Origin of the sequence: Aeromicrobium sp., from assembly GCF_032084975.1 — a bacterium.
Lineage (GTDB): Bacteria > Actinomycetota > Actinomycetes > Propionibacteriales > Nocardioidaceae > Aeromicrobium.
This window is the reverse complement of the sequence record NZ_DAMDLR010000031.1, coordinates 21,377-31,698: the sequence shown is the minus strand read 5'-3', so window position 1 is coordinate 31,698 and position 10,322 is coordinate 21,377. Positions and strand designations below refer to the sequence as shown.

Below are 10,322 nucleotides of genomic sequence, written 5' to 3'. Positions count from 1 at the left end.
CCGTGCCCGCGGTCGACAGCGAGGCCGCCGTCATCGGAGACGGCGCCGTCCGCGCGTCGTGGTGGCGGGCCGTGACGCCGGCCTTGCGCTGGAGGGCCATGACGTCCTGCAGCGCCTCGGGCGTGGTCATCGTGACGACCGAGCCGGACTCGCCGGCGCGGGCCGTGCGACCCGAGCGGTGCATGTACGCCTTGTGCTCGGCGGGCGCGTCGTAGTGCACGACCAGGCCGATGCCGTCGACGTGGATGCCGCGCGCGGCGACATCGGTGGCGACGATGACCGAGGCGTCGCCCCGGCTGAACTGCGCCAGGTTGCGCTCACGGTTGCGCTGCGAGAGGTCGCCGTGCATGTCGACCGCCGTCAGGCCCTTCTGGGTCAGTTGCTTGGCCAGGCGGGTCGCACCTCGACGCGTGCGGGCGAACACGATGCTGCGCGGGTTGGCGCGCAGCAGCTCGAACGCGGTGGCCGTCTTCTCGGTCGCCGCGGTCACCAGGACGTGGTGCTCCATCGTCTCGACCTGGTCGTCGACCTGGTCGACCTCGAACAGGTGGTGCGTGGGCAGGTGACGCTTGACGAGCTTGTCGACGTCACCGTCGAGCGTGGCCGAGAGCAGCAGGCGCTGGCTGCGCGGGGGCGTCTTCGACAGGATCGCGTCGATCGGCTTGAAGAAGCCGAGGTCGCACAGGTGGTCCGCCTCGTCGAGCACGGTGATCTCGATGTCGTCGAGGGTCAGGCAGCGACGGTCGAGCAGGTCCGTCAGGCGACCCGGGGTGGCGATGACGAGGTCGACGCCGCCCTTGAGCGCGTTGATCTGCTTGTTGATCGGCACGCCGCCGTAGACGGTCGTGTGCTTGAGGCCGAGCTTCTGCGCGAGGGGCATCAGGGCGGTGTGCACCTGGGTCGCGAGCTCGCGAGTGGGCAGCAGGATCAGGGCGCGGGGCGCCTTCGGGCGGCTGGAGCGGCCGGCGAGACGCGCGATGACCGGGAGGCCGAACGCGAGCGTCTTGCCCGAGCCGGTGCGGGCGCGGCCGAGGACGTTGTGTCCCTCGAGGGCGACGGGCACGACGGCCTGCTGGATGGCGCTGGGGTTGACGATCTCCTGCTGCGCGAGCTTGCGCACCAGGGAGTCTGGGAGGTTGAAGGAGTCGAACGTGGGCAGCACAGGGCTGGGGTCAAGCAGAGTCACAAAGTCTCATCACTGGTAAGGGATGCCCGCTTGCCAGGGGCGCGAGAGTCGCGCTACATCGTCGGGCCGGAACACCGCACAGCACTGAGCCGGGCGTTCGCGTTCCTCCACCGTAGCAGTGAGCCGCCCCCGTGGGCGCATCGTGCGACCGTGAGACCCGACACCACGACGCGCCACGGCCCCGGTCGAGGACCGGGGCCGTGGCGGGGACGGGACGACTCACTCGAAGTAGCGGCGCGGGTTCTTCACCAGCATCGTGTCGATGTCGTCCTCGCTGACGCCCTTCTCCAGCAGCATCGGCAGCACGTCCTCGGGGATGTGGCGGAAGTTCCAGTTCGGCTGGACCTGCGCCTTCGCCTCGGGGTCGAAGTAGTCGATGTAGCAGGACGCGTCGTGCGCCAGCGTGATCTTCTCGGCGTACCCACGACGGACCAGCTCGACGATCGTGTCGACCCGCTTCTCGGTGCTGAGGTAGACGTCCAGGCCGAAGCGGTCCATGCCCAGCAGCGAGCCGTTCTCGGCCAGCTCCACGAGGTAGTCGACGTCGTCGGAGTCGCCCGAGTGGCCCAGCACGACCTTGGAGAGGTCGACACCCTCCTCCTTGAGGACACGCTGCGCCACCAGTCCCGATCGCGTGTGCGGGTTCGTGTGCACGGTCACGGGAGCACCCGTCTGCGAGCTGGTCTGCCCGACGGCGCGCATGACGCGCTCGACGCCCGGCGTCAGCCCCGGCTCCTCGATGACGCACTTGAGGAACGCGGCCTTCACGCCCGTGTCGGCGATGCCCTCGGTGATGTCCTTGACGAACATCTCGACGAGCGGCTCGGGCATGTCGAACAGCAGGCCCGGGCCGCGGTGCTCGAACTGGTGCGGGAGGTCGTTGTAGGTGTACAGGCCGGTCGCGACGACGATGTTGAGGTCGGTCTGCGCGGCGACCTTCTGGATGCGCGGGATGTAGCGGCCCAGGCCCAGCACGGTCGGGTCGAAGATCGTGTCGATCCCCGCCGCCTTGAGGTCGTTCAGTTCACGGACCGCGTCGGCGACCTTCTGGTCCTCGTCCCAGTCCTCGTAGTTGAGCCGGAACTCCTCACCGAGGACGAAGACGTGCTCGTGGACGAGCGTCCGCCCCAGCTCGCTGGTGTCGATCGGACCCTTCACGGTTTGCACGGTCGCCATGCCCACTCCTTGTTGGTTGATGTGTCGCCAGTCACAGCCTAGGATCAACAAGCATACTGAATCTGAGATCGGTTTCACTTCTTTCTGGAAGGACCCCATGACCACCACCAGCCCGGTGCGGCCCACCACGATCGACGAGCTCATCGCCCTCGAGGGCAAGGAGCTCGGTCCGACGCAGTGGCACACGCTCACGCAGCCCGACATCAACGCCTTCGCCGACGTCACCAACGACCACCAGTGGATCCACGTGGACGAGGAGCGCGCCGCCGCAGGACCGTTCGGCAAGACGATCGGCCACGGCCTGTTCACGCTATCCCTCGGTCCCGGCTTCATGGAGGAGCTGATGGCGTTCGACGGCTTCGCGCACAGCCTCAACTACGGCTACGACAAGGTCCGCTTCCCGCACCCGCGCTTCGTCGGCTCGAAGGTGCGGATGCGCGCCACGATCACGAAGGTCACCCCGAACGGCAACGGCTCGGCCCAGATCACCACGACCCAGGTCTTCGAGGGCGAGGGCGTCGAGAAGCCGATCTGCGTCGCCGAGTCGATCGGTCGCTTCACGGAGTACGGTGCGGAAGCGTGACCACCACGAAGCGAACCACCCTGGCCCAGCGTCCCACCGGGATGCCCGACGACAGCACCTGGAAGACCGAGGAGGTCGACCTCCCGGCACCGTCCGACGGCGAGTTCCTGGTCAAGGTCGACCACATCTCGCTCGACCCTGCCATGCGCGGCTGGCTCAACGACGTCCGCTCGTACCTGCCCCCGGTTCAGATCGGCGAGGTCATGCGAGCCGCCGTCACGGGCACGGTCGTCGAGTCGAACCACGCCGACTTCGCCGTGGGCGACGCCGTCACGGGCACGCTCGGCGTGACCGAGTACGTGGTCACCGACGGCACCGGCGTGCAGAAGATCGACACGTCCGTCGCCGGCCCCGCCACGTGGCTCGGCGCCCTCGGCATGCCCGGCCTCACGGCCTACCACGGCCTGCACGAGGTGGGTGAGATGAAGGAGGGCGACACCGTCGTCATCTCGGCCGCCGCGGGCGCCGTCGGCAGTGTCGCCGGCCAGCTGGCCAAGGCCAAGGGCTGCACCGTCATCGGCATCGCCGGCGGCGCCGAGAAGTGCGCGTGGCTCAAGGAGATCGGCTTCGACGAAGCGATCGACTACAAGAACGAGAACGTGCTGAAGCGGCTGCGCGAGGTCGCTCCGAAGGGCATCGACATCTACTTCGACAACGTCGGTGGCGACATCCTCGATGCCGCGCTGGCGAACCTGCGTCGCGGCGCCCGGGTGATCATCTGCGGCGCCGTCTCGACGTACAACGACGAGAAGCTGGCTCCCGGCCCGAAGCGCTACATGTCGCTGCTCGTGTTCCGCGCGAAGATGCAGGGCTTCCTCGTCTTCGACTACCCCGAGAAGGACGCAGCGGCCATCGCCGACATGTCCCAGCTGATCCAGTCGGGCCGGCTCGTCGCACGCGAGACCGTCGTCGAGGGCGGTGTCGAGGACTTCGGCCAGACCCTGCTGGGCCTGTTCGAGGGCCGCAACACCGGCAAGCTCGTCCTGAAGATCGCGTGATCGCGGTGCCGTCCGGGCGGTCCCTGACCGCCCGGGCGGCACGCCACGCCGTGCCGCATCGCGGCACCCACCGAACGGAACACCCATGAACACGCCCGGCACCGACGCCTCCCTGCGCGAGCTGCTGCAGGACCGCCGCAGCATCCGCGGATACCGGCCCGACCCCGTCCCCGTCGAGGTCATCCGCGAGGTGCTCGCCGATGCCGTCCTCGCGCCCTCGTCGATGAACACACAGCCGTGGAAGTTCCACGTGCTGACCGGCGCGGTGCTCGACCGCATCCGCAGCGAGAACACGCGCCTCATGCTCAGCGGCGCCCCCGTGCAGCGCGACGTCGTCGTCTCGGAGCGCTACGAGGGCGTCCACCGCGAGCGCCAGGTCGACATCGCCAAGCGCCTGTTCGCCGCGATGGGCATCGCGCGCGAGGACCAGGAGGGTCGCATCGACTGGACGATGCGCGGCTTCCGCCAGTTCGACGCGCCGGTCTCGATCGTCATCGCGCACGACCGCAGCCTCGAGCCGATCGCTCCGATCGCGCACTTCGACCTCGGCGCCGTCGTCCACGCGCTCGTGCTGTCGGCCTGGTCGCACGGACTGGGCACCGTGATCAACAGCCAGGGGATCATGCAGGGCGCGGTCGTGCGGCGCGAGGCGCAGATCCCCGACGACCACGTCATCTTCACCGCGGTGGCCCTGGGCTACCCGGACGCCGACTTCGCCGCCAACCACGTGCGATCGGCCCGCGAGTCCGTCGACGACGTCACGCGGTTCGTCGGCTTCGATTGAGGCTCAGGCTCGCTTCGAGCCGTCGCGCGGGATCCCCAGCGCGTTCAGCCACACGGTCGTGGCCGTCGAGACGATCGCGTCCTCGTCGGGACCTTCGTCGCCCAGGGCGAACACGTGGTACGCCATGCGGCCCAGCATGGGGAGCAGCGCTCGTGCCGCCATCTCGGGATCGAGCTCGGGATCGGCGTAGCCCTCGTCCTGCATGCGCTTGATCCACCGTGCGCTGCGTTGCACGAACGCCGCGCTGCGGGCCAGCCGGAGCCGGCGGAACTCGGGATCGATCGTGGCGACCTGCTCCAACAGCAGGTTGAGCCTCGCGTTGCGCTTGTACGCATCGACGTAGGCCCGGTTGCTGGCCTCGAGGATCGCCGGGATGTTGTTCAGGTCCGAGTCCACGCGCGGCAGGCTGGGGTGCAACATGTCCTTCTGCGCTGCCTGGATGACCGCCGTGAAGATCTCTTCCTTGCTGTCGAAGTAGGTGTAGAACGTGCCGATCGAGCAGTCCGCCTCGGTCGTGATGTCCGTCAGCCTCGAGTTGATGAAACCGTCCCGCTCGAACACCCGTCGCGCCGCGGCGACGAGCGCCTCGCGCGTGCGGGCGCCCCGCGCGGTCGTCGGCAGCTCCCGGACGCGCGAGGAGTCGACGAGCGTGGGAACCTCGTCGATCCGGTCCTGCGGGGTGGTCTCGTTCATCTCGATGTCGACATTACTGGCCGGTAGGCTCCGCTTCGCGACGCCTCACCGGTCCGCCAGGCCCGACGTGCGGGCGATGTCCCACGCGTGGTCGATGACGGTCTGGATCCGCTCGGGTGTCGGCGCGCCGCCCTCGGCGGTGTTCGCCGGGTTGTCGAGCGTCCGCCGGTACACGCCCTCGCTGATGATGGCGATCTTCCACACGCCCAGCGTGTGCCAGAACGCCAGCGTGCCCGCATCGCGGCCCGACGCCTTCAGGTACTCGTCGGCCAGCTCCTGGCGCGTCGGGAACCCGGGCAGCGTCGAGGCCTCGAACAGCCCGCTGGCCCGCTCGCCCTTCTCGGGCCAGTAGGCCAGCGTGCTGCCGATGTCGGCCATCGGGTCGCCGAGCGTCGAGAGCTCCCAGTCCAGGACGGCGCGCAGCGTGCCCTGGTCACCGTCGACGATGACGTTGCGGATGTGGAAGTCGCCGTGCACGAGGGAGAGGTCACCCGGCGGCGGCATCGTGTCGCGCAGGAGCGCGGTCAACTCGTCGAGGTCGGGCCGCTCGGTCGTGCGGCTGGCCTCGAACTGGCGCGACCAGCGCTTGAGCTGACGCTCCGCGTACGGCGAGCGGGACGCGAGGTCGCCCAGTCCCACCGCGTCGATGTCGACCGCGTGGATGTGCGCCAGGGTCCGGGCCAGGTTGAGGCCCAGCTCGCGACGCGCGGCCGGGTCCATGGACTCGGCCACCTCCATCCGGTCCAGGACGATGCCGTCGACGTGCTCCATCACGACGACGGGCACGTCGGCCACGGCGGGGTCCTCGCACACGCCGGCGAGCGACGGGACGGGCACCGCGGTGTCCTGCAGCGCCATCAGGATGCGCGCCTCGCGGACGACGTCGTGGGCCGACGCGAGCAGCTCGCCCAGCGGAGGACGGCGAGCGATCCACGACCGGCCCTGCTCGTCCTCGAGGCGGTACGTCAGGTTCGACTGGCCGCGACCGACACGGGTGGCGGTGAGGTCACCGGCCACCTCGACGCCCTGGCCGACGAGCCAGGACCGCAGGCTCGCGAGATCGAGGGCGACGCTCATCGGCCCGTCCCCCATCGCTGGCCACCGTCGATGACGATGACCTCGCCCGTGATCCAGCTGGCCTGCGAACCGGCCAGGAACGCCGCGAGCGAGCCGATGTCCTCGGGCTCGCCGATCCGCGCCATCGGCGTGTCGTCGGCGACCGCCGCCTCGTGCTCCTTCCAGAGCTCCTCGGCCAGCTTGGTGCGCACGACTCCGGGGGCGATCGCGTTCACGCGGACCTTCGGCCCCAGCTCCTGCGCGTGGTGGCGCGTCAGGTGGGCCAGCGCGGCCTTCGACGCGTGGTAGACGGCCAGGTTCCGGCCGACGGCGAACGCGCCCAGCGAGGCGGTGTGGACGACCGACCCGCCGTGCTCGCCCATCCACAGCTCGTGCGCCAGCTGGGTCCACAGCTGGGGACCCCACAGGTTCACGTCGAGCGTCTTCATGAAGCGCGAGTGCTCCTGCGCCGTGAGCGAGCCGAACGACGGGTTGGTGCCGGCGTTGTTGACCAGCACGTCGATGCTGCCGAACGTCTCCAGGGTCTTCTCCAGGCACGCGCGGGCGGCGTCCTCGTCGGTGACGTGGGCGCCGATGCCGATGGCACGCTCGCCGATCTCGGCGGCGGCCTTCTCGGCGTCCTCCTGTCGGCGTGCCGTCAGCACGACGTTCGCTCCTTCGTCGCGCAGGGTCCGCGCGATCGCGAGGCCGATGCCGCGCGAGGCGCCCGTGATCACCGCGGTGCGGCCGGTCAGTCCGAGGTCCATCAGATCTCCTGGTGCTCGAGGGGGTGCAGTTCGTTCGGGTCGACGCCCAGCAGGTCGCCGAGAGCGCGCGCCGTGGTGGCGGCGTCCGTGTGGACGATGCCGCCCATGCCGAGGCGCTCGGCCGCAGCGATGTTCTGGGCGAGATCGTCGATCATGACGGCCTGCGTGGGCAGGACGCCGAGGCGCTCGCACGCCAGCTCGTAGAGCCGGCGCGACGGCTTGCGCACGCCTTCGATGCCCGAGATCGCCTGGGCGTCGAACAGCGAGTCGAGCTCGAAGCCGGCGTAGCAGTCGTCGCCGAGCGAGTTCGACACGAGACCGACCTTGAAGCCGAGCCGTCGGACGGCCGCGAGCAGCGCGAGCATGTCGGGGTCGGGCAGCAGGTGGGCCTGCATCCGTCCGATCAGGCCCTCGGCCTCGACCGTGACGCCTGCGGCCGCGAGGCTCGCCGCGAGCCCCGCCTCGAAGCCGGCGTGGTCCAGGCGTCCCTCCTCGTGGTCGACGAGGAGCCGCTTGGCCTCCGCGTCCGTCCCGAGCAGGCGCAGGATGAGCCGGCGGTCGCCGCTCACGGACTCGCTGAAGTCGGAGAAGCCCTCCAGCACGCTGCTGGTGAGCACTCCCCCGAAGTCGAACAGGACCGCCTTCGGGTCCTCGGCCGGCGCGACGACGGTCATGCCAGCGTGTCCTGGTAGCGACGCATCCCCCGCAGCCAGCGGTCGTAGTCGCCGGCCTTGCGGCGGAAGAACTCCAGCACGTCGGGGTGGGGCAGGATCAGGAACTCGTCCGTGCCGAGGGACTCGACGACCAGGTCGGCGACCTCGAGCGGCTCCAGCACGAGCCCGGCCTGCGTCACCGCCTTCGCGCCCTGGCGGGCGGCGTCGGAGTCGGAGTCGGCGCCGCTGTTGAGCATGTTCGTGTTGACGCCCATGGGGCACAGGCAGCTGACGCCGATCCCGCGCGTGCCGTACGTGACCGACAGCCACTCGGCGAAGGCCACCGCCGCGTGCTTGGACACCGAGTAGGTGGCCGAGCCGATCTGGGTCAGCAGTCCGGCCGCCGAAGCGGTCGACAGGAAGTGCCCCTGCCCGCGCTCGAGCCAACCCGGCACGAGCAGCTCGGCCGCGCGCACGTGCGCCATCAGGTTCACGTCGAGGGTCGTCTGCCACTGGGCAGGCGTGGCGTTGAGCCCGTCCCCCAGGCCGACGCCGGCGTTGGCGACGTAGAGGTCGACCGGCGCCCCGAAGGTGGACTCGGCCAGCTCGATCGTCGCGCGGATGTGGTCGGTCGAGGCGCAGTCCCCGGCAAGGGCCACGATCGCGCCCGCGTGGTCCTGCGCGATCGCGTCGGTCTCGGCCGTGAGTCGCTCGGCGTCCAGGTCGGTCGCGACGACGCGCGCACCGTGCTCGACGAACCGGCGGCACAGGGCCGCACCGATGCCGCCCCCGGCGCCCGTGACGATCGCGACGCTGCCCTCGAGCTTCATGCGCGCACCGCCTTCGAGGCGAGGTCGCGCAGCTGCTCGCGGTCGATCGCCCGCTTGAGGATCTTGCCGGTGGCTCCCTTGGGCAGGGCGTCGACGAACGCGAACAGGTGCGGCACCTTGTAGGCCGACAGCCGCTCCTTGGCCCAGGCGCGGATGCTCTCGGGCGTCGCCTCCGAGCCGGGCGCCAGGACGGTCACGGCGGCGATCTCCTCGCCGTAGTGCTCGTCCGGGACGCCCACGACGGCGACCTCGACGATGTCGGGGTGCTCCCAGAGCACCTCCTCGACCTCACGCGGGTACACGTTGTAGCCGCCGCGGATGATCAGGTCCTTCACCCGGTCGACGATGCTGAGGAACCCGTCCTCGTCCAGCAGGCCGATGTCGCCCGTCTTGAGCCAGCCGTCCTGCAGTTCCGCCGCCGTCGCGTCGGGACGATTCCAATAGCCCTTCATGACCGTCGGCCCCTTGACGAAGACCTCGCCGGGCTCGTTCGGGCCGAGCACCTTGCCTTCGCCGTCTCGGATCTCGATCTGGGTGCCCGGCAGCGCGTTCCCCACCGTGCCGACCTTCTGCTGGCCGTTGAGGGCCGTGGCCGTCGCGGCGCCGACCGTCTCGGTCAAGCCGTAGCCCTCGAGGATCGCGCAGCCGAACCGGTCCTTGAACGCGCGGATGACCTCGACCGGCAGCGATGCGCCGCCCGAGCTGGCCAACCGCATCGCGGAGAAGTCCTCGGGCGTGTACTCGCCCTCGACGTGCAGCATCGCGTTCCACATCGTCGGCACGCCGGCCATCGACGTGAGCTGGTCCTGGACCATCACGTCCAGCATCGTCTTCGGGTGGAACGGGTGGACCATCGAGAAGGACGAGCCGAGCGACAGCGACGTGTTCATGCAGACGCACTGGCCGTAGACGTGGAACAGCGGCAGGCCCGTGCCGAAGCGGTCGTCCTCGGTGAGCTCGAGCACCGGCTTGAACGACGCGACGGTGTCGACGAGGTTCGCGGCCGTCAGTTCGGCCCCCTTGGGGCGACCCGTGGTGCCGGACGTGTAGAGGATCAGCGCGGTGTCGAGCGGCTCGTGCTCGTGCGGCTCGGTCAGCGGCTCGGCGTCGAAGGAGAAGTCCGGGTCGATCCTCCAGAACGGGATTCCCCGGTCGGCAGCCGCCTGCTCGGCGCTCGCGGCGTTCTCGTGCCACGCGATGACCAGTGACGTGCCGGAGTCCTCGAGGACGTAGTCGATCTCGGTGGCGGTCGACATCACGTTCATCGTGATGACGGTGACACCGGACGCGTGCAGGCCGTAGTAGACCTCGGCGAACTCGGGGATGGTCGGCGCGATGAAGAGCACCCGGTCCAGGGGCGAGATGCCGGCCGCACGGACGGCTCCGGCGACCTGCTGGTTGGTCCGTCGCAGCTCGCCGTACGTGATCGTGCGAGGCGAACGGATCGCGATGCGATCGGGCTCGGAGTCGGCGTTAGCCCAGACATCCGTGGCGATGTTGACCATGTGAGGTGGCGCCTTTCCAACGTGGGGAGTGACCTGCATCACCACCCTAGTTGAAGCCGGACTCAGGTTCAACGTCGAGGTTGGCCGGCAC

General features: G+C 69.7%; 11 protein-coding genes. 3 read left to right on the top strand and 8 right to left on the bottom strand.

Going from position 1 to position 10,322, the window contains the following annotated elements; all coding sequences use genetic code 11:
• On the bottom strand, window positions 1-1,186 hold a 1,186-nt coding region (locus RT323_RS09675; RefSeq protein WP_313407610.1), incomplete at its 3' end, for a DEAD/DEAH box helicase.
• 219 nt (window positions 1,187-1,405) lie between these two features.
• Window positions 1,406-2,362 carry a hypothetical protein gene (locus tag RT323_RS09670; protein WP_313407607.1) on the bottom strand — a complete coding sequence of 319 codons (957 nt, stop codon included), beginning with the start codon at window positions 2,360-2,362 and terminating at the stop codon, window positions 1,406-1,408.
• A 97-nt stretch (window positions 2,363-2,459) separates the two neighbouring features.
• Here RT323_RS09670 and RT323_RS09665 point away from each other — a divergent pair, with 97 nt between their 5' ends.
• The 3 genes from RT323_RS09665 (at window position 2,460) to RT323_RS09655 (ending at window position 4,727) form a co-directional block, all read left to right on the top strand.
• The gene (locus RT323_RS09665; RefSeq protein ID WP_313407604.1) at window positions 2,460-2,945 is read left to right on the top strand and encodes a MaoC family dehydratase; all 486 of its coding nucleotides are present in this window, start codon (window positions 2,460-2,462) and stop codon (window positions 2,943-2,945) included.
• On the top strand, window positions 2,942-3,943 hold the full coding sequence (locus RT323_RS09660; RefSeq protein WP_313407602.1) for an NADP-dependent oxidoreductase: 1,002 nt from the start codon (window positions 2,942-2,944) through the stop codon (window positions 3,941-3,943). Before RT323_RS09665 ends, RT323_RS09660 begins: the two co-directional genes overlap by 4 nt.
• 85 nt (window positions 3,944-4,028) lie before the next feature.
• Window positions 4,029-4,727 (top strand): nitroreductase, encoded by a 699-nt coding sequence (locus RT323_RS09655; protein WP_313407600.1) that lies wholly within the window; start codon window positions 4,029-4,031, stop codon window positions 4,725-4,727.
• A gap of 3 nt (window positions 4,728-4,730) precedes the next feature.
• On the opposite strand, the gene RT323_RS09650 is transcribed toward RT323_RS09655, so the two are convergent.
• From RT323_RS09650 to RT323_RS09625, 6 genes are read right to left on the bottom strand one after another with little or no spacing between them, the layout of a single operon-like run.
• Window positions 4,731-5,420 carry a TetR/AcrR family transcriptional regulator gene (locus RT323_RS09650; RefSeq protein WP_313407597.1) on the bottom strand — a complete coding sequence of 230 codons (690 nt, stop codon included), beginning with the start codon at window positions 5,418-5,420 and terminating at the stop codon, window positions 4,731-4,733.
• Between the two features lie 45 nt (window positions 5,421-5,465).
• Entirely contained in the window at window positions 5,466-6,497 is a 1,032-nt protein-coding gene (locus RT323_RS09645; protein WP_313407594.1) for a phosphotransferase family protein, read from the bottom strand.
• Window positions 6,494-7,243 carry an SDR family oxidoreductase gene (locus RT323_RS09640; protein ID WP_313407592.1) on the bottom strand — a complete coding sequence of 250 codons (750 nt, stop codon included), beginning with the start codon at window positions 7,241-7,243 and terminating at the stop codon, window positions 6,494-6,496. The genes RT323_RS09645 and RT323_RS09640 overlap by 4 nt, the downstream gene beginning before the upstream one ends.
• A complete protein-coding gene (locus RT323_RS09635) occupies window positions 7,243-7,917 on the bottom strand; it encodes an HAD family phosphatase (RefSeq protein ID WP_313407590.1) in 675 nt (224 codons plus the stop codon). The genes RT323_RS09640 and RT323_RS09635 overlap by 1 nt, the downstream gene beginning before the upstream one ends.
• A complete protein-coding gene (locus RT323_RS09630; RefSeq protein WP_313407588.1) occupies window positions 7,914-8,726 on the bottom strand; it encodes an SDR family oxidoreductase in 813 nt (270 codons plus the stop codon). Before RT323_RS09630 ends, RT323_RS09635 begins: the two co-directional genes overlap by 4 nt.
• A complete protein-coding gene (locus RT323_RS09625) occupies window positions 8,723-10,270 on the bottom strand; it encodes an AMP-binding protein (protein ID WP_313407585.1) in 1,548 nt (515 codons plus the stop codon). The genes RT323_RS09630 and RT323_RS09625 overlap by 4 nt, the downstream gene beginning before the upstream one ends.
• Between the last annotated feature and the right edge of the window lie 52 nt (window positions 10,271-10,322).

Bases quoted from the DNA above. Each gene is read 5' to 3' on its own strand.
- RT323_RS09670 (WP_313407607.1), bottom strand. From the start codon at position 2,362: ATGGCGACCGTGCAAACCGTGAAGGGTCCGATCGACACCAGCGAGCTG.
- RT323_RS09665 (WP_313407604.1), top strand. From the start codon at position 2,460: ATGACCACCACCAGCCCGGTGCGGCCCACCACGATCGACGAGCTCATC.
- RT323_RS09655 (WP_313407600.1), top strand. From the start codon at position 4,029: ATGAACACGCCCGGCACCGACGCCTCCCTGCGCGAGCTGCTGCAGGAC.
- RT323_RS09650 (WP_313407597.1), bottom strand. From the start codon at position 5,420: ATGAACGAGACCACCCCGCAGGACCGGATCGACGAGGTTCCCACGCTC.
- RT323_RS09645 (WP_313407594.1), bottom strand. From the start codon at position 6,497: ATGAGCGTCGCCCTCGATCTCGCGAGCCTGCGGTCCTGGCTCGTCGGC.
- RT323_RS09640 (WP_313407592.1), bottom strand. From the start codon at position 7,243: ATGGACCTCGGACTGACCGGCCGCACCGCGGTGATCACGGGCGCCTCG.
- RT323_RS09635 (WP_313407590.1), bottom strand. From the start codon at position 7,917: ATGACCGTCGTCGCGCCGGCCGAGGACCCGAAGGCGGTCCTGTTCGAC.
- RT323_RS09630 (WP_313407588.1), bottom strand. From the start codon at position 8,726: ATGAAGCTCGAGGGCAGCGTCGCGATCGTCACGGGCGCCGGGGGCGGC.
- RT323_RS09625 (WP_313407585.1), bottom strand. From the start codon at position 10,270: ATGCAGGTCACTCCCCACGTTGGAAAGGCGCCACCTCACATGGTCAAC.